This window comes from Mycobacterium sp. NGS48 (assembly GCF_059812585.1).
This window is the reverse complement of the sequence record NZ_JCALCY010000003.1, coordinates 334,885-357,646: the sequence shown is the minus strand read 5'-3', so window position 1 is coordinate 357,646 and position 22,762 is coordinate 334,885. Positions and strand designations below refer to the sequence as shown.

16 protein-coding genes (1 of these 16 cut by a window edge) are annotated in these 22,762 nt (G+C 65.2%); 7 read left to right on the top strand and 9 right to left on the bottom strand.

Annotation, left to right across the window (positions count from 1 at the left end):
- Nucleotides 1-407 precede the first annotated feature (407 nt).
- Nucleotides 408-854: an anti-sigma factor antagonist gene (locus tag AC5Y42_RS08540; RefSeq protein ID WP_499897287.1), complete on the top strand. Its 447-nt coding sequence runs from the start codon at nt 408-410 to the stop codon at nt 852-854.
- 13 nt (nt 855-867) lie between these two features.
- Here AC5Y42_RS08540 and AC5Y42_RS08535 read toward each other — a convergent pair whose 3' ends face one another.
- Entirely contained in the window at nt 868-1,482 is a 615-nt protein-coding gene (locus AC5Y42_RS08535) for a maleylpyruvate isomerase family mycothiol-dependent enzyme (RefSeq protein ID WP_499897580.1), read from the bottom strand.
- A gap of 119 nt (nt 1,483-1,601) precedes the next feature.
- Here AC5Y42_RS08535 and AC5Y42_RS08530 point away from each other — a divergent pair, with 119 nt between their 5' ends.
- Together AC5Y42_RS08530 and AC5Y42_RS08525 are read left to right on the top strand one after the other, a co-directional pair.
- Entirely contained in the window at nt 1,602-2,621 is a 1,020-nt protein-coding gene (locus AC5Y42_RS08530) for an SDR family oxidoreductase (RefSeq protein WP_499897286.1), read from the top strand.
- A 75-nt stretch (nt 2,622-2,696) separates the two neighbouring features.
- Nucleotides 2,697-4,064, top strand: coding sequence for an HNH endonuclease signature motif containing protein (locus AC5Y42_RS08525; RefSeq protein WP_499897284.1), 1,368 nt, complete (start codon nt 2,697-2,699; stop codon nt 4,062-4,064).
- A 4-nt stretch (nt 4,065-4,068) separates the two neighbouring features.
- Here AC5Y42_RS08525 and AC5Y42_RS08520 read toward each other — a convergent pair whose 3' ends face one another.
- From AC5Y42_RS08520 to AC5Y42_RS08510, 3 genes are all read right to left on the bottom strand, one after another.
- Complete coding sequence (locus AC5Y42_RS08520) at nt 4,069-7,140, bottom strand: FAD-binding and (Fe-S)-binding domain-containing protein (protein ID WP_499897283.1); 3,072 nt, start codon at nt 7,138-7,140, stop codon at nt 4,069-4,071.
- A 175-nt stretch (nt 7,141-7,315) separates the two neighbouring features.
- Entirely contained in the window at nt 7,316-7,975 is a 660-nt protein-coding gene (locus AC5Y42_RS08515) for a UdgX family uracil-DNA binding protein (RefSeq protein ID WP_499897281.1), read from the bottom strand.
- A 4-nt stretch (nt 7,976-7,979) separates the two neighbouring features.
- Nucleotides 7,980-8,936 (bottom strand): TIGR03557 family F420-dependent LLM class oxidoreductase, encoded by a 957-nt coding sequence (locus tag AC5Y42_RS08510; RefSeq protein WP_499897280.1) that lies wholly within the window; start codon nt 8,934-8,936, stop codon nt 7,980-7,982.
- A 73-nt stretch (nt 8,937-9,009) separates the two neighbouring features.
- Here AC5Y42_RS08510 and AC5Y42_RS08505 point away from each other — a divergent pair, with 73 nt between their 5' ends.
- Complete coding sequence (locus AC5Y42_RS08505) at nt 9,010-10,053, top strand: hypothetical protein (RefSeq protein ID WP_499897278.1); 1,044 nt, start codon at nt 9,010-9,012, stop codon at nt 10,051-10,053.
- Between the two features lie 14 nt (nt 10,054-10,067).
- On the top strand, nt 10,068-10,436 hold the full coding sequence (locus tag AC5Y42_RS08500; RefSeq protein ID WP_499897276.1) for a hypothetical protein: 369 nt from the start codon (nt 10,068-10,070) through the stop codon (nt 10,434-10,436).
- On the opposite strand, the gene AC5Y42_RS08495 is transcribed toward AC5Y42_RS08500, so the two are convergent.
- The 4 genes from AC5Y42_RS08495 to AC5Y42_RS08480 form a co-directional block, all read right to left on the bottom strand.
- Nucleotides 10,372-10,695: a hypothetical protein gene (locus tag AC5Y42_RS08495; RefSeq protein ID WP_499897275.1), complete on the bottom strand. Its 324-nt coding sequence runs from the start codon at nt 10,693-10,695 to the stop codon at nt 10,372-10,374. The genes AC5Y42_RS08500 and AC5Y42_RS08495 overlap by 65 nt on opposite strands.
- The gene (locus tag AC5Y42_RS08490) at nt 10,695-12,185 is read right to left on the bottom strand and encodes a molybdopterin-dependent oxidoreductase (protein ID WP_499897578.1); all 1,491 of its coding nucleotides are present in this window, start codon (nt 12,183-12,185) and stop codon (nt 10,695-10,697) included. Before AC5Y42_RS08490 ends, AC5Y42_RS08495 begins: the two co-directional genes overlap by 1 nt.
- A complete protein-coding gene (locus tag AC5Y42_RS08485) occupies nt 12,182-12,622 on the bottom strand; it encodes an oxidoreductase (protein WP_499897575.1) in 441 nt (146 codons plus the stop codon). Before AC5Y42_RS08485 ends, AC5Y42_RS08490 begins: the two co-directional genes overlap by 4 nt.
- A gap of 85 nt (nt 12,623-12,707) precedes the next feature.
- Entirely contained in the window at nt 12,708-14,495 is a 1,788-nt protein-coding gene (locus tag AC5Y42_RS08480) for a glycoside hydrolase family 15 protein (RefSeq protein WP_499897273.1), read from the bottom strand.
- A 60-nt stretch (nt 14,496-14,555) separates the two neighbouring features.
- On the opposite strand from AC5Y42_RS08480, the gene AC5Y42_RS08475 reads away from it, so the two are divergent.
- Together AC5Y42_RS08475 and AC5Y42_RS08470 are read left to right on the top strand one after the other, a co-directional pair.
- Nucleotides 14,556-15,668 carry an enolase C-terminal domain-like protein gene (locus AC5Y42_RS08475; RefSeq protein ID WP_499897272.1) on the top strand — a complete coding sequence of 371 codons (1,113 nt, stop codon included), beginning with the start codon at nt 14,556-14,558 and terminating at the stop codon, nt 15,666-15,668.
- Nucleotides 15,669-15,836: 168 nt separating this feature from the next.
- Nucleotides 15,837-17,576, top strand: a complete 1,740-nt coding sequence (locus AC5Y42_RS08470; protein WP_499897271.1) for a DUF7159 family protein — start codon at nt 15,837-15,839, stop codon at nt 17,574-17,576.
- A gap of 28 nt (nt 17,577-17,604) precedes the next feature.
- Here AC5Y42_RS08470 and AC5Y42_RS08465 read toward each other — a convergent pair whose 3' ends face one another.
- On the bottom strand, nt 17,605-22,762 hold the 3' end of the coding sequence (locus AC5Y42_RS08465; protein ID WP_499897270.1) for a non-ribosomal peptide synthase/polyketide synthase. The gene runs 26,018 nt beyond the window's last position; only the last 5,158 of its 31,176 coding nucleotides appear in the window; its start codon lies off the right edge, out of view; the stop codon is at nt 17,605-17,607.

The window sequence follows — 22,762 nt, the reverse complement described above, 5'->3', positions numbered from 1 at the left end:
GTTGGCAAACGTCGCGCCCGATGCTGAGCGCCGCCGACAGCTACTCCGCAGCAGGCACCTGAACTCGCCAGCGCAGAGTTTGCTATCAAGCCGCAACAGGCTGTTGGCGCTCGATGCTGCCCCCGCGCCCCGCGGGGCCGCTGTCGGATGAGAGCTGTTGATAACAGCTGTAATCGACATTTACATCGCGTGCGGCTGGCCAGCTCCGTCCGGAAACCCGGACAGTCATCCCCATTTGCGGAACGTCGGGTCATTCCGGTCGGATCCAGCCCATTCTTAGCAACTCCACATAGACATGCCGAGCAATCTCTGTTATAAAAATGAAATCTAGAAAATACGAGGTCTGTCTTCAGGCACGTAGGGCGGGCATCCTTCGCGGCGCGAAGCGCCGATTTGAGGAGTTCACCATGAGTTTTGCCACGGCAGAAGCATCGTCCAGTCATGTGATGTTGAGCAGCCGTCTGGTCTCGGAACTGGCTGGCGCACGAAGCACACTGCGGACCACCAGCGAACGAAGCGGATCCGCGGTCATTGTCCATGCCGGAGGCGAAGTCGACGCCTCCAACGAAGACACCTGGCGACACCTGCTGAGCGAGGCGGCGGCCGCTGCCAGTTCCCCGGGTGCTCTCGTGGTCGACACCAGCGGCCTGGACTTCATGGGCTGCTGCGCGTTCGCAGTGCTGGCCGAGGAAGCAGAGCGCAACCGGCAGCGTGGCGTCGATATCCGCCTGGTCAGCAACCAGCCAGTCGTCGCGCGACTGGTCGCCGCCTGCGGGCTTGGCGACCTGATAGCCGTCGACGAGAGCGTGGACACGGCGCTGGCGAACTCGACTGGCGAGTCCTCCGACTGGTAAGCCACGTGGCGGGTCAGCGACGTATGCGCTGAGCGAGCAGCTGTTTCCCTGATCCGGCTAGTTGATTGAGGGCGTCCGGGCGTGCGGCCATCGCCATCAGCAGAGCTTCGCCCGGGCCTTCTACCTCAGCTCCGCTGCCGTGCGACCAGTCCAGGTCGGTGGCAGCCAGCCGGATTCCTCGAGCCCGCCACACACCACGAGTAGCGGGAGCGCGCAAGGCGTAGTTCAGCACGGCTTGCATCCGCTTGGGGTCGATGGCGCGCGCGATTCCGAGTGGCCGGCGGATGTCCTGCTGGTGGATCATGCCGTCGACGAGCGCGACCATGCCATCGAACATCGATGTGAAACCCCGCGGCGGGATGCAGGCGCGCATCAATTCGGTGAGCTGCTCGGGCGAGCGGGGCGCATACTCAGCGACGCCGATCGCGTTGACGCGGTTGACCAGCAGACCGCCTTTGACGAAGCGCCGCAACAACTCCCAGCGATTCAGCTCGTCATAGCTGAGCACGTGGGCAACGACCTCACGGACCCGCCATTTAGCGCACAAGCTGGGTTGCTCCCATTGCGCCGGCGATAGTCCCGCGAGCAGGTCGGCGAATTCTTCGCGTTCCGCACACGCCATCTGCATCGTGCTCAACTCGGTCATTGCAGTACGACCTTAGTTGGTTTACCGGTCCCGGGCCGGGGTAAGCGTGCTTGTGAAGACCATTCGTCCGCCGCCCTACACGATCGGAACAGCGTAAGACCATGGGAATCAAAGACTCACCCGTCGTCGTGGTGACCGGCGCGAGCGCCGGTATCGGCCGAGCGACTGTGCAACTGCTCGCGAAGCGAGGAGCACGCATCGGACTGCTGGCACGGGGCGAGGCCGGGCTGGACGGCGCGGCATCCGACGTGCGCGCGGCAGGCGGTGAGGCGCTGGCGATCTCGACCGACGTGTCGGACTACGACGCCGTGGAACAGGCCGCGCAACGCGTCGAGGAACGGTTCGGCCCCATCGACGCCTGGATCAATGTCGCATTCAGCTCGGTCTTCGCGCCGTTCGCCGAGATCAAACCGGAGGAATTCCGCCGGGTCACCGAGATCAGCTACCTCGGCTTCGTGTACGGCACCATGGTTGCGTTGAAACGAATGCGTCCGCGAAATTCCGGAGTCATCGTGCAAGTGGGATCGGCACTGGGCGCGCGCGCAATTCCGCTTCAGTCGGCGTACTGCGGCGCCAAACATGCCATCAACGGCTTTACCGAATCGCTACGAACCGAATTGATGCATGAGAAGAGCAAGGTGCGGATCACCGTGGTCCAGATGCCCGCGGTCAACACCCCGCAGTTCTCCTGGGTGCTTTCGCGTTTGGATCGGCACCCGCAGCCGGTGCCGCCGATATACCAGCCAGAAGTCGCCGCGCGCGGCGTCCTGCATGCGCTCGACCATCCCCGCCGCAAGCAGTACTGGGTCGGGGCGAGCACGGTCGGAACGATCATCGGGCAACGGTTCGCGCCTGCGCTGCTCGACCGCTATCTGGCCCGGACCGGATACGACTCGCAACAAACCGATCAGAAAGTCGGGCCTGATCAGCCGGTTAATCTCTGGGAGCCCGTCGATGGGCCGGAGGGCAAGGATTACGGCGCGCATGGTGTGTTCGACGACCAGGCCCACGGCCACAGTGCTCAATTCTGGGCCACCCGGCATCGACGGTCGTTGCTCGGCGCCGGGCTGACGGCTAGCTTGCTGGCCGCGTCGAGGTGGGGTCAGCGCCAGCTTCACTGAAAACACTTCTGCCACATCCGTTTCAGTGGCCTCATCTCCTGGAATCGTGTCGGTGGGCGGCGATACGATTCGAACATGCGTTCTAGCAGTCGAGAAGAGATCACCGAGGTCTTCGATGTGCTCAAGACCGACATGAAGCGCGCCCTGGATCTGTCGTTCGACGTGTTGACCACCCCCGAACATCTGGCGCTGCTGGAGTGCTGCGAAATGCTGCGCCGCCAGCTGCCCGCCATCGAGCACCCGATGATCAACCAGCTCGCCGAGCAGGCCGGTGAGGCCGAGTTGGGCGGCAAGCTGTCATGTGCGCTAGCGGAGCGGTTGCGGATCACCCGCGCCGACGCCGCCCGCCGCATCGGTGAGGCCGCGGATCTGGGCCCACGCCGGGCGTTGAGCGGCGAACCGTTAGAGCCGGTGTTGCCCGCCACCGCTGCCGCCCAGCGCACCGGGACCATCGGGTCCGGGCACGTGGCGGTGATCCGCAGCTTTTTTCACCGGCTGCCCGACGCCGTGGATGTGGAGACCCGGATCGAAGCCGAAGCCCACCTGGCGCAGCTGGCCGGCGAACATCGCCCCGACGACTTGCACAAGCTGGCCGACCGACTCACCGACTGCCTCAACCCCGACGGCGATTTCACCGACAATGATCGCGCCCGGCGGCGCGGCCTGGCTCTGAGTAATCAACACGCCGACGGGATGTCGCAGCTGACCGGCTGGGTGACTCCAGAGTTGCGGGCCGGCATCGAAGCAGTCTGGGCCAAACTGGCCGCCCCCGGCATGTGCAACCCGGAGGACCCCGCACCGGCCATCGACGCAAAGCCCTCCGAGCAAGCGCTGCAGCGTGACAGCCGGTCACTCGCCCAACGAAACCATGACGGCCTCAACGCCGCGATTCGCGCGCTTTTGGCATCCGGTGAATTGGGCCAGCACAACGGACTACCCGCCACCATCATCGTGTCCACCACACTCAAAGAGCTCGAATCCGGCGCCGGCAAAGCCCTCACCGGTGGCGGCACCCTGCTACCCATGACCGATGTGATCCGGATGGCCTCCCACGCTCACCACTACCTGGCCATTTTCGACAAGGGCAAAGCCATCGGGCTCTACCACACCAAACGCCTGGCCTCACCGGGCCAACGCATCGTGCTCTACGCCAAAGACCGCGGCTGTACACGCCCCAACTGCACCGTGCCCGGCTACTACTGCGAAGCCCACCACTGCACCCCCTGGGCCCAATGCCACACCACCGACGTCAACGACCTCGCCCTCGCCTGCGGCGGCGATCACCGCCTGACCGAACAAGGCTGGACCACCCGCAAAAACGCCCACGGCGACACCGAATGGATCCCACCCCCACACCTCGACCACGGCCAACCAAGGACAAACACCTACCACCACCCCGAAAGACTGCTCCGCGCAGACGAAGACGACGACGACGTGCCGTAGCGACTCAACGCTTCCGGAGCGCGGATGCCAGCGCCCAGGACACACCGGCACCCACTACCGCGATCGCGGCCAGTGGACCAGCCACCCGGACCGCTCGAACCCGTGTCGAGGGCTCCGGACGCGTCGGCCGACCGCCGACCATGACCTGCGCCAGGTGCAGCGGCGTCGCCGCGCCCGCATCGCTGATCTGCGTCTGGCAGGAGAATCCGTCGGCCACCACCAGCGCGTCGGGGTTATCGCGAATCTTCGGCAGCAGTGCTTGCTCGCCGCAGTCCATCGAAAGTTGGTACTTGCCTTGCTCAAATCCCCAGGAACCGGCCAATCCGCAGCAGCCGCCGGTTACTGATTGCACGTCGAGACCCATCTTCGCCAACACCTGCTGATCCGCATCGACTCCGCCGGTTGCTCGCTGGTGGCAGTGCCCCCACAGCAGCGCCCGCGCACCGGACCGCTTCGGAAGCTCGACGTCGAACTTCGTGAAGAACTCGGCAAAATGATAGCTGTTGCGTACCAGGCGGTCTGCGTCGTCGTCATGCGGCAACAGCTTGGGCAGCTCGTCTTTGAACACGGCGAGGCAGCTGGGCTCCATCCCCACGATCGGTGTGCCGGCCCGGATCTCGTCACGTAACTGCGACAGCACATCCTGCAGGTAGCGCTCGGCTACATCCAGGAAGCCGTAGTCGTACAGCGGTCGGCCACAACAGATGTGCTTGGTCGGCATCACCACCTGCCAGCCGGCCGCCTCGATCGCCTCCACGCAGGCCACCCCGACATCGGTGTGCAGCCGATTGTTGAACGTATCCGGAAACAGGATGACCCGCGGCCCGCCGGCATTGACCACCGGGCGCCCCGAAAACCACTGTTGCAGTGTCATCGGCGCAAACGTCGGAAGCGGCCGGTGCCGGTCGATCCCACCTACCGCTTTAGCGATTCGTGACAGCACCGGCGTCTGGGTGGCGAAGTTTGCCAGCTCGGGTACCGCGCTGGCCAACCGTGCCGCCTGGTCGATGAACCCGAACGCATAGGCATAGCGCGGCCGCCACCGGCGCGCCGACTTGAAATGGTGATACAAGAATTCCGCTTTGTAGGTCGGGATATCCACGTCGACCGGGCAGTCGCTGGTGCAGCCCTTGCACGCCAGGCACAGATCCAGCGCATCGGCCACGTCGGTTGACTGCCAGCCGTCGGTGATCACTTCACCGCGCAACATTTCGAACAGCAGTCGCGCACGCCCACGAGTGGAGTGCTTCTCCTCCCTGGTCACCTGATAGCTCGGGCACATCGTGCTCGTCGCCTCGGGCACCCGGCATTTGCCGACACCGACGCAGCGCAACGCCGCGTGCGAGAAATCCCCGCCGTCGTCCGGGTAGGCGAACTTCACCTTCGGCCGCAGTGGGTTGTAGTCGGTGCCCAGCTTGAGATTCTCGTCGAAGCGATATGGGTCGATGACCTTGCCCGGGTTCATCTTCCACTCCGGATCCCAGATCAGCTTGAACTTGCGCATCGCTTCAAGCAACCGTGGACCGTACTGCTTGCCGAGCAGTTCGGCGCGCTGCTGCCCGTCGCCGTGCTCGCCGGACATCGAACCACCGTAGCGCGCCACCAAGTCGCCGGCCGCCTCCATGAAGTGCCGGTAGTTGGCCAACCCGTCGCGGTGGCGCAGGTCGAAATTGATCCGGGAATGGATGCAGCCTTCGCCCAGGTGGCCATACATGGCACCACGCAGACCGTGGTCGGCGTAGAGCTGCTGCAGATCCCGCAGGTAGTCGCCAACTCGCACCGGCGGCACAGCCGAGTCTTCCCAGCCTGGCCAATGGTCGCCACTGTCAGCGGGGAAGGCGGTCGACCCCAGCCCGGCCTCGCGGATCGACCACAACTCGTCGCTGTTACCGCCGTCCTGCTTGCTGCGAGCCAGCACGATCCGGTCGTCGTCGTAGTCCTTCTTCTTCCGCAGCCACTGGAGGAATTCCTCGGCCCGGCGCAGCGATTCGCCCGGCTCGTCGGATCCAAACTGCATGAACGCCCAGGCGCCGCCGGATTCGGGCCGGGGCAGCGCCGCCCGGCCGGCCGCATTGGTTCCGGTCAGTTCCTGGTCGTGGACCAGCATGTGGTCGACGGCCTCCAAACCGATTGGTTTCCAGGCCATCAGGTCCGGTACCGCGTCGCCGGCCTCGCCCAGCGAGTCGTATTGAATCACCACCAGCGTGCGGTGGATCATGGCCGGTGTCAGCATCACCGTCGCCGTCAACGCCACCGCGCAAGTGCTCTCGGTCCCGACCAGCGCGCGGGCGACGTTGAAACCCTTCTCCGGGAGCAACTCGTCGAGGTTGTATCCGGACACCCGCCGCGGCAGCTCGTCCACCGATGGATACCCTTTGCGGATGTCGTCGGCATACTCGTCACGCAAATCCCTTAGGGCGGAATAGATTTCACCCTTGCGTCCGCCGGCGGCGATAATGGCTTCAAGATCATTCTCCTCGTTGACGCCCACTGAGAACCGCGCGCCGTCATAGGTGACGACATCCAATGACTGCGTGTTATCGGATGTGCGCGGTCCGGGTCCGTAAAGATGCGACTGGATCGAGTGCACACCGCAAGAGTTGTTACCGATATTGCCGCCCAATGTGCATCTCGAGTGCGACGACGGGTCCGGGCCGAAAACCAGTCCGTACTCGCCAGTGGCCTTATTGAGCTGCTCGTTGATCACCCCGGTTTGCACGGTGGCCACGCAGCTGTCGGCATCGATGTCGAGGATCTCGGTGAGGTACTTCGAAAAGTCGATCACGACAGCCACATTCACGGTCTCACCGGACAGACTCGTCCCACCGCCCCGGCACAACACCGGGGCACCGTAGGTGTGACAGGCCCGCACTGTCTGGACGACGTCGTCGATCGTCTTGGGCACGACCACACCGATGGGCACTTGGCGGAAGTTCGATGCGTCGTTGGCGTACATCGCCTTGGTGGCAGTGTCGAATCGCACCTCACCGCTGACGTGCCGGCGCAGCTGGTTCTCCAGCCCTGCGACGTTGACTTTGTCGACCGACGCCGGCCGGGATGGGACGGTCTGCGTCATTCGTCCTCACCTTTGACGGTCTGCTTGATCGACTCGGTGAACTCGTGCATCTTCTGTTTGGCGCCCTTCCCCCACTGCCGCAAGTCGGTCGAGAATGAAGTTGGCGGTCATGGGTGCCACGGCGGCAGTGACGACGCCGGTGGTCACTGTCGACGTGTACCCGAGAGTTGGGGTGTCAAACGGCCGAAAGACTGGCGCGTGCACTGCGGAGGTCGTCGACGAAGGACGCGTAGGCCTTGTCGCGGTCGGTCCGGTCCCGCAGCACCGCAGACGGATGCACGGTGGCTGCCAGTTGGGGCTCTGGGTCCCACCGCACGTCGAAATCCTGCGGCAGGTCGATGAGCTCGCCGCGGTGTGCCGAGAGGCGAAAGGCGCTGCCCAGCAATGCCTGGGCAGCGGTCGCGCCGAGCAGCACGATCAGCTGAGGGTGCAGTGAGTCGATCTCGGCCAACAGCCAGGGGCGGCACGCGACGACCTCGGTGCGGTTGGGCTTCTGGTGTATCCGTCGTTTGCCGCTTTTGCGGGTGAACTTGAAATGCTTGACCGCGTTGGTTTGATACGTCAGATCGGGATCGATGCCGGCGTCGTCGAGCGCTCGCGCCAGCAGCCGCCCGGCCGGTCCGACGAACGGCAGGCCTTCGATGTCCTCCCGATCCCCCGGCTGTTCGCCGACGAGCATGATCGGCGCGTCCCGATGCCCATGCCCGAAAACCGTTTGGGAGGCGTTCTGGTACAGCGTGCAGCCGTGGCAACAGCCTGCCGCGGCTTCCAGCGAGTCCAGACTGCGGTCTTCGGGCAGGTAACGCTCCGCGCCGGGGACCTTGGTAGTGCTCATCGGCTCACGCGGCGAATTCGGGTGCGATCTCCGACTCCCAGAAGTCGAAGAACCGGTCCTGGTCCGGACCGATCTGCTGGATGTAGACCTCGTCGAAGCCGGCGGCGGCGAATGCCCGGATCCGCTCGACGTAGGGCTTGGCATCCGGCCCGCAGGGCACCGACTCCGCCACCGCAGACTCGGGAACCAGACTGGATGCCTGCTCGAAATCACCTGGTCTGGGTAAGGTCTGGCCGACCTGCCCGGGCAACTGCTCGTTTGCCCACAAACTGTGCGCGGTGCGCAGGCCGTCCTCTTTGGTCGGCGCGTGGCACACTTTGAAGCCGGCCTGGGTCGGCTTACCGGATCCGCCGTTCTCCCGGAACTGCGACACCAATTCGGCATCGGGCATGGTGCACTGGAAACCATCGCCGATCCGGCCGGCCAAGCCGGCGGCCTGCGGCCCGTAGCCGGAGATATAGATCGGGACCGGTTGAGACGGCAGCGTGTAGAGCCTTGCGTTCTCGACGGTGAAGTGTCGGCCGTGGTGGCTGACCTCTCTGCCGGAGAACAGCTTTCGGATCACGGCCACCGCCTCTTCGAGCATTTCGCGGCGGATCGCCATCGCCGGCCAGTGCTGACCGGTGATGTGCTCGTTGAGCGCTTCCCCGGTCCCCACCCCGAGGACGAACCGCCCGTCGTGCTGAGCGGCGCACGTCGCGGCGGCCTGGGCGATCACCGCTGGATGGATCCGGATGATCGGACAGGTGACAGCCGTGGTCACCGGCAATGAGCAGGCCTGGGACAGCGCGCCGATGACTGCCCAAACGAACGGACTCTGGCCCTGTTGTTCGGTCCATGGATGGTAATGGTCGGAGATCCAAAGCCGCTCGAAGCCGGCGGCCTCAGCTCGAACGGCTTGGCGGACCAATTCGTTCGGATGGAATTCCTCGCTGGTGAGGAGGTAGCCCAGCCTCGTCATGGTTGCGGGCATACCCCTCCGGCGAGGGCCGAAACAGGTGTAAGCACCCGCGTCTTGGGGTACTGCATCGAACGTGGCCACCGCATTCTGGCGCTGGTGTTCGGCGGCTGCCGCTGGCGCGCTCGCTGTCGCAGGGTGTTCGTCGCCTCAACAGCCGGAGAGCTCACCGGAAGTAACGCTGGTGCATGTCGACGCGGCGCTGCACAGTCCGGTGTGGTCATACGGCACGCACACTCTGCTCGGGCTCACCGATGACCATCGGCTGGCGAAGGTCAGCGGCGCCGAAAAACCGGAGACCGCACGAACCACGCTGTCGGGCCCGCTCGGCGCCGGCCGCAACCTCCAGATCAGCCAGATGGACGACCGCAATGTCTTCGTGCCGCAACCGCAGCGTGGCGTCGTGGGCATCGTCGACATCGGCAGCTTGCAGTCCGTCGGCCAGTTCGATGCCGGTCCGGCTCCCGACTACCTCTCCGAAGACGCCGGCATGCGGATATTGCTCGCGTTATCCGCTGATGGAACGACCGTGACACCGGTGGATCAATACGGCTACCGCAAACTGCCGGCTGCCACGATCACCGGCGATCGCGCGGATTCCATCGACGGTTCCACGCGAGGACGCGAAATCGACTACCACGTGTACGCGCCGTCGGGAATCCGATACTACAAAGGCCCCTCCTCGCCACCGAGAGAACGCGGCGCGTTCGCGATAGACGTCGCCGCATCGGCGGGTAACAACACCAAGGTGACCCGCACCTATGTCGCCGACCACGACCACGCAACGCTCTACTCCATCGACTCCCGCCGCGGCGGCGAAGGATTGGAAGTGGTCGGACGTGCGGAACTGCCGTCGTCGCCGATCCGCTACCTGGGAACCGACGACACCCGGATCTACGCGGCAACCGACCGGCAATTGGTGACGCTCGAGGCGAACAGCTTCGGCGGCTACCCGAACTACGCCATGCACGTGATCCACGTAGTGGATTACCGCTCGAGTTTGCCTGCCGGCCAGGCGAAGTCGGCGCCGCTGTCCGGGATGGAGGTCGGTCCACACCAGGTGTTTCTCACGCTGCGCGGAACACCGTATGTGGTCGGCGTCGCAAAGCCGCATCTATGACTGTAGGAGGACCGGTGACTGCGCCGATCGGCATCGACGACGATTTCGAGTTGATCAACGAGCAGATTGCTGCCCTAAAGGAACTCGGGCAAAAGCAAGAACTCGCCGAGGGCGACCGCTACGACTTCAGCATCCGGTGGGGCACCGCACTTTCCGGGCGGCTGCGACGACTGGTGCTCTACAGCGCCGAAGGCATCCTCAGTGAGGTCGACGAAGCCCGATTCCAATCGCTGTGCGAGGAGTTGCGCGGGCTATCCGAGCTGATCGATCGATTCGAGCTGGCTCACCCGGTGTTCACCGCTCCTGCACCCGCCACAGCTAAACGGCATCGGGGACCTCGACGGACCAGCTCGCGGCACGGGCCCCGTCTGCATCGCGGGTGAGGAAGTCCTTCTCCCGCAGTTTGATTCCGGTGCGCGGCCTGGGGCACTCCGGGGTGCGGCATGTCAACGCCACCATGTAGGCATCGTCGTCCTCGTCGAGAAACAGGAAACCAAGGTAGAGCGCATCGCCGACGTCGAATTCGGTTGCGCCGCAGCCGTCGCAGTGTCCGCCTTTGGCCTTGACCTGGTCCAGCACCTGCTCGCACTCGGTCAGATTCAGGCTGACCAGCTCCGGACGCACCACAGGGTCGTCGGTCATCAGATCTCCACATCCTTGTCGTAATGGATGTTGTCCTCGCGCCAACCGCCCAACCCCATGCCGATACCGCGGTGATCGTCGACAAACTCGATTTGGTTGATCCACTTGGCCATCTTGAAGCCGACTTGGGTCTCGACCCGCAGCCGCAGCGGCGCACCATGTTTGATCGGCAACGGCTGGCCGTTCATCTCATAGGCCAGGATGGTCTGCGGCTTGTAGGCCAATTCCAAATCCATTACCTCATAGAATTGGCCCAAGCCGTCAGAGCTGGGCTCGTCGCGGCTGTTGTCCTGCATGGTCAAAAAGCAGATGTAGCGAGCGTGCGGCAACGGCTTGACTTCCTCGAGCAACCGGCTCAGATGAATCCCGCTCCACTGACCGATGCTCGTCCAGCCCTGTACGCAGTTGTGCAGCACCCGTTGCGTTTCCGGTTCGCCCAAGGCGCGTAGCCCCGCCAAGTCGAGCGTCACCGGTTTTTCCACCAGGCCGCCGACCCGCAGTCGCCAGTCGACGAAGTTGTGCACCGCCATCACCTTGTACTCGCTCGAGCATGGCGGCTTACCGTTGACTCGGTGCTCTTTGGAGAGCTTGTGCACCGGGTAGTCCTGTCGCGAGTTCAGCGGCCGCAACAGCATGAGTTTGGCCCGGGTGTTGATGATGCCCAGGACTTTGTGGACCTGTGTTGGCCGGCGAAGGCTCCATGTCGTCGCGGCGACGTGGACGGCGACGATTGCACCGATGATCACGAACGACCAGAACGTCGCCCAGTTGATGTTGCGCACCGCGCCGAAGATCATCGCCGCGGTGAGCTGGCCCCAGCCCCAGAAGAAGATCATCGACAGGTGGATCACGATGAAGACCAAAAACGCGACCAGACCAAAGAAGTGCAGACTGCGCGCTCGTTGCCGACCGCCCCACAGCCGGACATACCACGGGAAGCGCGCCTCGACCGCCGGTGACTGCGCGGCGCCGGTCAGGATCTGGAACGGGGCAAGAACGAAGATGACGCCGGCGTATGCCAATTTCTGGATGGCGTCCAGCGGTTCGCTGGGTAACAGCGACGGCAGGTTAAACGTCATGTAGGCGACGATGTCGTTCCAGGCCTCGGAGAATATCGACCACGAATAGGGCCAGTATCGATGCCATTGTCCGGTGGCGAACAACAGGATGTAGTACGACAGGCCGACCAGAATCCACCCGATCACCGCGAAGAAGTGCCAGTGGCGGCCGAGGCCGAGTTTCTTGTGGCCGGGCAACGCGACGATCGAGCTGTAGGACTCCTCCTCGTCGAGAGTGTCATACAACTTGTTGGTCGGCATTTCCTTGGTGGTGAAGCGGGCCCACTCGGTGCCGGGTCGGCTGTCCTCGCGCCAATACAACTTGGGGTGCGTGCCTAGGATCTCAATCCCGCTGCGCAACAGCAACGTCAGGAAGAGCACGTTGAGCCAGTGGTCGATCCGCAGCCACACCGGGTAGTCGAAGGTCATCAGTCGTGCCAATTCTGTCGTTGCGGGTAGGCCACGTTGATGCCCAAGAGCACCGTCATGTGCACCGCGATGAAGCCGCCCGCGCAAGCCAGCGCCCACGTGCCGGGTGCGACATCCCAGCGACCGGTCAACGCCACCAGCCCCGGCAGGCTGGCCGCCCGGCTGGCCAGATACAAGCCGAGAAAAGCCACCGACACCAGGTCGCCCAGCAACCAACCCAGCTGCGGCAGAAGGGGATTCAGCGCCAGCCACATGACACCGGCGGCCACTAGGCAGCCAGCGATCAGCACGGCGGCGTAGATGACGAAGTAGACCGGCGGCGACGTCTCTCGGGTCAGGGCATAGATGTGGGCCGCGACAATGCCCAGCAGCAGCACTCCACCCAGTGCCGTCACCGTCCGCGGCAGGTCGAAAGCGACATAGCCACCCAGTCGCAACATCCGGTACAGCCGACTGCGCTGCAAAACGCGCACGACAAGGCCCACGGCGGCTGCGTACCCCGCGACGATTGACGGCAAACCATCGCTACCTGCCAGTTCCGGTGCCGACCGACGGCCCTACCGAGTCGGCAAGCCGGTGCGAGGACTCGAACAACAATGCATGCACGAACGCCTGCGGAAGGTTGCCCCGCAGCTGGCGTTGGTCGACATCGAACTCTTCGGTGAGTAAGCCGGGTGGGCCGCAGGCGGTGCGATTGCGCTCGAACCAGCGCACCGCCGCCAAGTCGTTGCCTTGCTGGTGATCGGCTAGTGCCATCAGGAATCCGCAGAGCAGGAAGGCCCCTTCGGCCTCGCCGAGCGGACGCTCGTCGGGTTCGAAGCGGTACACGAACCCGTGCCGGCCGAGGTCGCTGCGCACCGCTTCGAGCGTGGCAACGCTGCGCGGGTCGTTAGGCGGTATCGCCCCGCGGATCGCCGGAAGCAGCAGCGCGGAGTCGACCCGCGAATCATCGGGCGCCCGTTGCCATCTGCCGGATGGGTGCAAACAGTCCGAATCGGCATCGGCGATCAGCACGTCGGCTAACCGCTGCCACTCCGAGCCCTGCTGTCTCGGTGCGACCTCGCCGGCGCGTCGCAATCCGGCCGCACAGATCAGCCGGGAGTGCGCCCATCGCCGGTCATCGATTTCCCAGAGTCCGGCATCGGCCTCGCGCCAACGCTTCTCGATGGACTCGACCAGGGTGCGAACGGCACGCCAATGCACGCTGTCCAGCCGGTCCAACCGCGCCGCAGCCGCCAGCAGCAGCAATGCTTCGCCGTGGGCGTCCAGCTGAAATTGGTCGGTCACCCAATTGCCGGTCTTGACTGCCGCACCCGGATAACCCGGCAAGTCGAGGTCCTGCTCCTCCGGTACGGCGTCACCGGTGATGCAGTAGGCCGGCTTCAACCCCGGGCCGTCGTCGAGAACCCGCTCACTGACGAACTTGACGGCGTCGTCGAGCAGCGGATAGCCACCCGCGGCGGCGACTGCTTGCCCGGCGTAGCACTGATCGCGGATCCAGCAATAGCGGTAGTCATAGTTGCGTCCCTGCTCAGCTCGCTCGGGCAACGACATCGTCGCCGCAGCGACCATCCCACCCCCGCTGCTGGTCAGGCCCCGCAGCACCGCATACGCGGTTTGGGTGTCGAGGTCCGCGATGGTGCCGGAGAACTCGGGAACGGCTTGCATCCAGGCATGTTCGGTGTCACGCCAGGCATCGTTGGGCCGCACCACATCGGACGGCAACTCCTGGTCGGACAGTTCCAGCACCAGGTCGTGGTCGGTACCGGGACTGGCTTCGACGACCGCCTCCAGCGCCCCGTCGTCGCCGCGCCGAGCACCGCCGGCACCAAGCCAGCGGAAGCGGTGCGGCCCCGATCGACCGGTCCATACTCCGTCGCTACAGGACAAGTCGCGGATGCCCTTAGCGCCGAACTCCGCACGAAGGTCGAGTCTGATCCGCATCCGAGTGGGCCGATCGAGGGCGCGGATGCGCCGAAGTATCACCGCGGTGTGCGGGTCGCCGGGAAATGCCAGCGCCTCGCGGCATTCGACGATCCCATCCGTGGTCACCCATCGCGACCGCCAGATCAGCGACCGGTGCTCGTATCGGCCGCCCCAGACATAGCGCGGGTGGTCCGGCGAGACGGAGTAGACGCCACCAGCGCCCAGCAATGAGCTGAACACAGCGGGACTGTCCCAGCGCGGCAGACACATCCAGCAGCAATCACCGCGCGGCCCGACAACAATTCCCCGTTCTCCGTCAGCCAGCAACGCGTATTCCCGAAGTACATGCGGCGCAAGCTGTTCAGCTAGTAGTGGTTTGTTCGCCATAGTTTCCTTCATTTCGCCACGTCGGGCATACCCGGTTTGCGTTGCGGGTAGTCACCTGGCATGCCTTCGCGTGCCGGCTCAGCAATTCTTGTCGAATCCGTCGATGCTTCCGCCTATTCGATTCCCACCGACGCCCCGGAATCGGACGGCACGTTGACGTGGGATTCGACCACTTTCGTGCTGGTGACAGTGCGGGCCGGCGGTCAGGTCGGCACTGGCTACACCTACGGCGGCACAGCCGTGGTGACCGTGATCCAGTCCAAGCTGGCCGACGTCGTCAAGGGCAAAGACGCGCTGCAGCCGCCGGCCCGATGGGCCGAGATGCAGCATGCGGTGCGCAATTTGGGTAAACCGGGCGTGGTCGCCGAGGCCATCTCAGCGGTCGACGTCGCGCTGTGGGACTTGCGGTCCCGGCTGCTCGACGAACCACTCTCGGTGGCGCTCGGCGCCGTGCACGACGCCACGCCGGTCTACGGCAGCGGCGGATTCACCTCTTACGACAACAACGCCCTTCGCGAGCAGCTGTGCGGATGGGTCGACGCCGGGATACCGCGGGTCAAGATGAAGGTCGGCCGCGACCCAGGCGCCGACACCGCAAGGGTGGCCGCGGCCCGCTCGGCGATCGGCGACTCGGCGGAACTTTTCGTCGACGCCAATGGGGCCTACAACCGCAAACAAGCGCTGCTGTGGGCGCAACGCTTCGCCGAGTATGACGTGCGCTGGTTCGAGGAGCCGCTGACCTCCGATGACCTCGACGGCTTGCGGCAGCTCTGCGAGCAGGGCCCTGGCGGTATGGACATCACCGCCGGCGAGTACGGCTACCACCTGCCGTATTTCCACCAGATGCTGGCAGCGGGCGCCGTGGACTGTTTACAGGCGGACGTCACGCGAGCGCTGGGAATCACCGGCGTGCTCAAGGTCGCCGCGCTGTGCGACGCACGCGGCATGGACCTGTCGCTGCATTGCGCGCCGCAGATCAGCGCCCACGTCGGAACGGCGATATGGCATCTACGGCATCTGGAGTACTTCCATGATCATGTGCGGATCGAAGGCATGGCGTTCGACGGCACGATCGACCCTGAGCCGGACGGGGCCCTACATCCGGACCGGACCGCCCCCGGCCACGGATTGACCGTCAAAGAGGCCGACCTGCAGCAGTTCCGGGTGGCCTGACACCGGTCGTGTTTTCAGCCTGCTTGCTCATAGGTAGTTCACAGCCTGTACTCATCTGCACGGCGTAACGTCACACGTTGTTAGTTCGACAAAGTATGTAGATGGCGGCCCGTGCGGTGCACGCCTCCGCCCAGACCGTGGCTAGGTGGCAAAGCGTTTGGAGGAGATGTGGACATTGTCCTCGGGGTCTCGATGGCGCCCAGCACAATCGGCATGGTTTTGGTCGAGGGTGACAATGCCGACGGCGTCACGGTCGAGGAAGACCACTTCGATGTCGCCGCACCCGGCGACGCAGTCACGCTCGGCAGCCCGGACCAGGTGATCTCGGCGATTCTGGGGACTCGCGAGGCCGCTACCGCAGGCGGCTACCGGTTGACCTCGACGGGCGTCACCTGGACCAACCCCGTCGACGCTGCCGCACTTCGCGAGGCACTGGCCGCCCGCAAGATCGAGAACGTCATGTTGGTCTCGGCGTTTCTGGCCGCGGCCGCGCTGGCCCAAACTGTCGGCCAGGCAATCGGTTACCAGCACACCGCGATGCTGTTCGTCGAACCTCAGACCGCCACGCTGGCCGTTGTTGATGCTTCCGACGGCTCGGTCACCGACGTGTACCGGCGCCCGCTGCGCAGCGCCGACATGGCTGGTGAGCTGGCGGCAATGGTCGCCGATCTGGACGGATCGGCGACCCGTCCGGATGGCTTGTTCGTGGTGGGCTGCGGTGTCGACATCGCACCGATCAAGCCGGCGCTGGAGACGGCGACCTGGCTCCCGGTGAGCGCGCCCGAAGAGCCCGACACGGCGCTGGCCCGCGGGGCGGCGCTGGCATCGGCCAACGCACCGCTGTTCGCCTCGTCGACCGCAGCTTTGGCGTATGCCCAGGATCCTGGTACCGGCCGGGTGGACCCGTATGCCGTCGCCCCCGGTTACCTCGACGTGCGGGTCGATCGGCCCGGCGTCGAGATCGGCGAGGAGGACATTGCCTATAGTGCGGTGGCCGACGACGACGGCGACGCCGATACCACTGTGCTGTCCGAGGACGGCGGTCTCGACGAACCCCGGTCGGGGCGACGGCCGATGCTGCTGGTCGGTAGCGGATTGGCCGTCGTATTCGTAATCGCGGCCCTTGCGCTGGAAGTCGCGCTGGCACTGGGCATCCGGCCGACCGTCGCGCTATTGCCCAACCCGGTGCAACAACTCATTGTGCCCACCGAGCAGCCGCCTGCGCCGCCCGCGGCGGCAGCTTCGCAGCCGCAACCGCAGGCGGTTCACATGACCGCACCACCCGCTCCGCTTGATCCCGTCGTCGCGCCACAACCGCTCGCGGTGCCGGCGCCTGCGCCTCCGCCACTTCCGGACGCCGCGCCAGTGCCGGTTCCCGCTCCGGTGCCGGTGCCGGTGCCGGTACCGGTCCGGATCCCGCTACCCGCGCCGCCAATTCACGTGGCGGTTCCGCGGCCGATCCAGGCGCCGATTGCCCAGCCGCCGGTCACGGCACCGCTACCACCTGTCCATCTGCCGGCACCCCCGCTACATCTGCCGACACCGCCCGCCAAACCGCCGACACCGCCGGGACACATTCCGACGCCACCAGTGCAGGCGCCCACCCCGCCCGTCCAATTTCCAAAACCGCCCGCGCATGTACCGACGCCGCCGCGGTGGCAACTACCGACGCCGCCCGTGCAGGACCCTGCGCCCCCGATACACCTGCCCACGCCGCCAGTGAGCATGCCTGCGCCGGAGCCGCCGATGCGCTTGCCGTTTCCACAGGCACCGCCATTCCCTCGGATGCCGGCTCCGCAGGCGCCAAGGCTGCCCACCCTGCCCGCTCCGCGATTCCCTCGGATGCCCGCTCCAGCCGCCCCGGCGATGCCGCACTTCAACTTCCCGACGCCGTCATTCCGGTTCTAGCGCCGTGGGACCGAGGCAGATGAGTTAGCTAGGTTTGCAGCAACAGCTTGAGGCGTTTGGCATACGCGTTGAGCGGTTCGCTATCCAACATCTCGTGATGCGCACAGTCAACCGACTGCTCGGTGATGTCCCCGGCGACATACGGGCGCCAGCTTTGCAGCTTGGATGAACCGTTCCCATTTCCGTTTCGGGTAGCGGAAAAGAGGAACATATCGCCGTCGAACACGGCAGGCACATGCTCCAACAGATGCATCCGGTTGGCGTTGGCACTTTCGACGATGAACTTCAGCAGCGGTCTGGGCGGAAGGGGATATTCGGCCACTTCCTGTTGGTGAATCAATTCCTCTACTTGGCGATAGGTCAGCGGTTCAGGCTGGGCTGGAATAGGTATCCGATTGCTCCGCAAGATGCGGTCCAGCAGACGACTCTCGTCTACGGCCCCATCGCTGGTGGCCTTTCCGCTCCCGTTTGACGCGGCATCGAGCAGGACAAGACGTCGGACTACGCATCCGCGTCGACGAAGCTCGATGGCAAGCTCGTGGGCGACCACGCCGCCAAAAGACCAGCCGAGGATGTTATACGGCCCGGTCGGATAAACCGCTTGGAGCCGGTCGGCATAGTTTTGCGCCATCTCACGAATCGATCCAGCATCGGGCTCGCCATTCTGCTGGGCTTGTTGAATGCCGATGATCGGGCAGTCCAGATAATCGCCCAGGGCCCGATACCGCCAGCTCAGCCCGAGGCCGTCATGGATACAGCACAGCGGAACGCCGGTACCTTTCCGGAGGATCTGAACAGGTGCCACTTCCACCGAGTTGGCCCGGCTGCCCATCTGGCGGCTCAGACTTCTCACCGAGGGCGCGTCGAATAACGTCCGCACCGCGACATCGGCGCCCAGCGCAATGTTGATCGCCGCGATCAAGCGCATCGCTGAAATGCTGTCGCCACCCAGGTCGAAGAACGAGTCGTCGACCCCGACCCGCTCGAGGCCGAGTACGTGGGCATACGTGGCGGCCAGGGTTTCTTCGGTCCGGTTGGCCGGAGCACGATACGTCGTCGTGGTGTATTCGGGTGCCGGCAGCGCACGGCTGTCGAGTTTGCCGTTGGGGGTCAGCGGCAGCGCCTGCAATGCCACCACCGCCGCCGGCACCATGTAAGCCGGTAGCCGATGCGACAGGTGACCGCGCGCCTCGGCCGGATCGGCGTTGCCGGTCACATAACCGACCAGTCGTTTGTCGCCGGGGCGGTCCTCGCGGGCGACCACCACCGCCTGATCCACCCCATCGAGGGCATTCAGGGCTGCCTGGACTTCGCCGAGTTCGATGCGATAGCCGCGGATCTTGACCTGCTCGTCGGCGCGCCCCACATACTGCAGCTGTCCATCCGCACCCCAACGCACCAGATCCCCGGTGCGATACATCCGTTCCCCGGACTCCCCGAATGGGCAAGCCACAAACCGGGACGCCGTCAAAGCATTCTGGCCCACATAGCCGCGCGCCACCCCGGCGCCGGCCACATACAACTCGCCGACCACACCGGCCGGCGCCGGCCGCAACCACCCATCCAAGACAAACAGCGCGGCTTCCGGCACCGGCGAACCGATCGGCACCGTGTCCGATCCCCCGGTTAACGGCGCGCTGATCGCCACACACATCGTCGTCTCGGTCGGGCCGTAAGCATTGACCATCATCCGGCCCGGCGCCCACCGATCTACCACCTCGACCGGACAGGGCTCACCGGCCATCACCAGCGCGGTCGACTCCAATTCCTGCTGCGGCAACGCCGCAAGCGCCGACGGTGTCTGGGTCAGCACACTGACGTGCTCGGCAACCAGCACATCGTGCAACTCGTGCGGCGAGCGCGCTACCGCGTCGGGCACGATCACCAGCCGCCCGCCACCCAACAACGCGCCGAAGATCTCCCACACCGATACATCGAAGGCCAGCGAATGACACTGCGACCACACCCGAGCCGTCGGCAAGCCGGCATCCAATGACGCCAACAGTTGCGTCACGTTGCGATGAGTGACGGCGACGCCCTTGGGCATCCCGGTGGTGCCCGAGGTGTAGATCACATAGGCGGCGTCATCAGGGTCCGGCACCGGGAGCGCCGTGCCCGGCGGGTTGTCAACAGCATCCTCGACATCCACGACCACGACGTCGAATTCGTCGAGTCGGTCAGCCAACTCGGCGGTGGTGATCACCGCCACCGGCGCAGCATCGCCGAGCATGAACCCGACCCGCGCCGCGGGCAGCGTCGGGTCGATCGGCAGATACGCCGCCCCGCTTTCCAGCACCGCCAACATCGCCACGATCGCGTCGACAGAGCGCGACAACAGCAACCCCACGCACTGTCCCGGGCCCGCCCCGTGACCGGCCAATACATGCGCCAGCCGGTTCGACGCCTCCGCGAGGTCTCGATACGTGATCGACTCCCCCTGGCACGTCACTGCGACCGCATCGGCGGTGCGGGCCAATTGCTCGGCCAACAACATCGGAATCGACATCGGCGCACTCGTCGAGCGGGCCAACACCGCCCGGTTCCCGATCTCATCCAGCCGGGCATGCTCGGCCGCATCGAGCACATCCACCGACGCCAACGGGCGAGTCGGATCGGCCGTCATGGCCGTCAACACCCGCTGCAGCCGCCCGATCAACGCGTCGATGCCGGAGGCGTCGAACACACCGGTGTCATATTCGACGCGCAGCCCCAGTTCCCGGCCCGGCTGGGCCTGCACGGTCAAGGGGTAATGGTTGTATTCGGAGATGGTGGAGTCGGTGATGGCTAACTCGTTGTCGCCCAACAACGCACCGGTGTCGATCGGATAGTTCTCGTAGGCGAAAAGCGTGTCGAACAGCTTCTCCTGACCGGTGACCCGGTGGATCTCGCTAAGCGCCAGATGGTGATGCTCGAACGTGTCGTTGTAAGCGCCTTGCAACTGATCCAGCAGATCTGCGGCGGTAGTTGCCGACGTGATGCGAGCCCGCACCGGCACCGTGTTGATCAATAACCCGACCATCGATTCGACACCGGCCAACTCGGCCGGCCGACCTGAGACCGTGGTGCCGAACGCGACATCGTGCTGACCGGTCAACGACGCAAGCAGCAGCGCCCACGCGCCCTGCAGCACGACGTTGACGGTGGTTTGACGCGACCGCGCCAACTCGTTGAGCGCCTGGGTGGTCTCGGCGGACACCCCAGATGCTGTGACGCCGCGGGCACCCAGTCGCCGTGGTTGCGGGGGGCCGACCAACGTGGGAGCGTCAAAGCCGGCGAACGCCTCGGCCCAGGCGGCGCGGGCGGCATCGAGGTCCCGGCCGGCCAGCCAGGTGAGAAATGTCCGATACGAGACCGTCGCAGGCAGCGGCTGCCCGGTGAAGCTTGCGAATATCTCACCCAGCAGGATCGGCAGCGACCAGCCGTCGAGCACGACGTGGTGAATTGTCAGCACCAACCGGTGCCGGTTCGCTGCGGTGCGAATCAAAGCCGCGCGCATGGCCGGTTGGTCGGCGAGGTCGTAAACCGCGGCACGCTCTGCGGCGCAGAGCTGTTGGATCTGCTCATCGCCGTCGAGGTCATCGTCGTCGAGTTCGACGTAGCGCCACGCCACCGCGGGATCATCGGGGATGATCTGCACCGGCGCGTCGAAGTGGCGGCAGAACCGGGCCACCAGGTTGGGGTGCCGTTTGGCCGCGGTGTCCATCGCATCGCGCAGACGGTTGCTGTCGAGCCGACCGCTCAGCGCGACGTTCAGCTGTACCGCATAGAGGTCGTCCTCGCTGTCCTGTGCGGTGGCGTGGAAGAGCAGACCCTGCTGCAACGGTGTCAGCGGCAAGATATCGGCGACGTCGTAGTGGCGTTGCAGCTCGTCGATCTCGCGTTGGCTGAGCCGGGCCGGCGCGATATCCGACGGGGTCAGCCCGCCGCCACCGGCTCGCACATGCGCGCAGATACCGGTCAGAGCCTCAAACCACAGTTGGCTCAGCCGGCTGATCTGCGCTTCATTGAGCGCCGAGACCGCCCATGCCCAGTCGGCGTGGAGATGCGGGCCCGCCTGGGTGTCGACGGTGCCGGCGTTGAGTTCCACGGTGTGCATCAGCGGCATCGATGTCGCCGTCGCGGCGCCGGTGATCGAGGAGCCGTCCGGGCGAATTCGCCAGCCGTCCCCAGTCTCGCCGGCCGCCGCGCCCGAACGCCCGAAGTAGTTGAAGCCGATCAGCGGGTCGGAGCCGCCCAGATCGACATCGGCGTTCACATAGCGCAGCACACCGTAAGTCAGGCCGTTGGGCAGGGCGCGAAGCTGCTCTTTGGCGTCTTTGATCACCGCTCCCAGCGCCGCTTCGCCGGCGACCACCTGGGCCCAGGACAGCCCGCCAAGGGTCAGCGACACCGGGTATTTCGCGGTGAACCATCCCACCGTGTGAGACAAGTCGATATTGGAGCCCAATTCCTCACGGCGGCCGTGGCTCTCGACGTCAATGCCGATCGGGGCGTTGCCGCTACCGGAAAACTCGGCCACCGCCAACCCGAACGCAATCAGCAGAATGTCGTGTATCCCGGCGCGAAACGCCACGGGCACCTCGGCCAGCAGCATCCTGGTGGTCTCAACGTCATCCAGCGACACCGACAGGTGCCCCGCGGTGGCATACGTGTCGGTTTCGGGCCGCACAGCGGGCAAGACTGTCGGCGTCGCCGCCACCTGCCGCCACATCTGCTCTGCGGCCACTACTTCCGGTGTCCGAGCGTACTCACGCAGAATCGCCGCCCACCGGGCAAACGACGTGCCGGTCGCCCGCAATGCCACCGGCTGTCCGCTGTGCTGCTGAGCCCAGGCGATATTGAGGTCCTCCAACAGGATCCACCACGACACCGCATCGACGGCCAAGTGGTGAACAGTCAACACCAGCTGACGGCTGTCGGCTACCCACAGCGCGCTGAGCATCACCCCGACGGTCGGGTTCAACCGCGACCGCGCGTCAATCACTGCCGCATCCGACAACTCCGGCACCGACTGCAGGCACCTGCGAGCATCCACCGTCCCGGGCTCAGGCACGGTCAGTGACCAGCGACCGGCCTCGTCGCTGTCGACGCGCAGCCGCAACATGGCATGGCGATCCAGCAAGGCCTGCAACGCAATCAGTACGTCGGCCTCGTCGACGTCGGCGGGAGCCTGCAATACCATCGTC

What these genes read in the sequence shown, in the direction of transcription:
- AC5Y42_RS08520 (WP_499897283.1), bottom strand. Translation starts at nt 7,140, where the DNA reads ATGACGCAGACCGTCCCATCCCGGCCGGCGTCGGTCGACAAAGTCAAC.
- AC5Y42_RS08475 (WP_499897272.1), top strand. Translation starts at nt 14,556, where the DNA reads ATGCCTTCGCGTGCCGGCTCAGCAATTCTTGTCGAATCCGTCGATGCT.
- AC5Y42_RS08515 (WP_499897281.1), bottom strand. Translation starts at nt 7,975, where the DNA reads ATGAGCACTACCAAGGTCCCCGGCGCGGAGCGTTACCTGCCCGAAGAC.
- AC5Y42_RS08480 (WP_499897273.1), bottom strand. Translation starts at nt 14,495, where the DNA reads ATGGCGAACAAACCACTACTAGCTGAACAGCTTGCGCCGCATGTACTT.
- AC5Y42_RS08495 (WP_499897275.1), bottom strand. Translation starts at nt 10,695, where the DNA reads ATGACCGACGACCCTGTGGTGCGTCCGGAGCTGGTCAGCCTGAATCTG.
- AC5Y42_RS08485 (WP_499897575.1), bottom strand. Translation starts at nt 12,622, where the DNA reads ATGTTGCGACTGGGTGGCTATGTCGCTTTCGACCTGCCGCGGACGGTG.
- AC5Y42_RS08530 (WP_499897286.1), top strand. Translation starts at nt 1,602, where the DNA reads ATGGGAATCAAAGACTCACCCGTCGTCGTGGTGACCGGCGCGAGCGCC.
- AC5Y42_RS08510 (WP_499897280.1), bottom strand. Translation starts at nt 8,936, where the DNA reads ATGACGAGGCTGGGCTACCTCCTCACCAGCGAGGAATTCCATCCGAAC.
- AC5Y42_RS08535 (WP_499897580.1), bottom strand. Translation starts at nt 1,482, where the DNA reads ATGCAGATGGCGTGTGCGGAACGCGAAGAATTCGCCGACCTGCTCGCG.
- AC5Y42_RS08525 (WP_499897284.1), top strand. Translation starts at nt 2,697, where the DNA reads ATGCGTTCTAGCAGTCGAGAAGAGATCACCGAGGTCTTCGATGTGCTC.
- AC5Y42_RS08540 (WP_499897287.1), top strand. Translation starts at nt 408, where the DNA reads ATGAGTTTTGCCACGGCAGAAGCATCGTCCAGTCATGTGATGTTGAGC.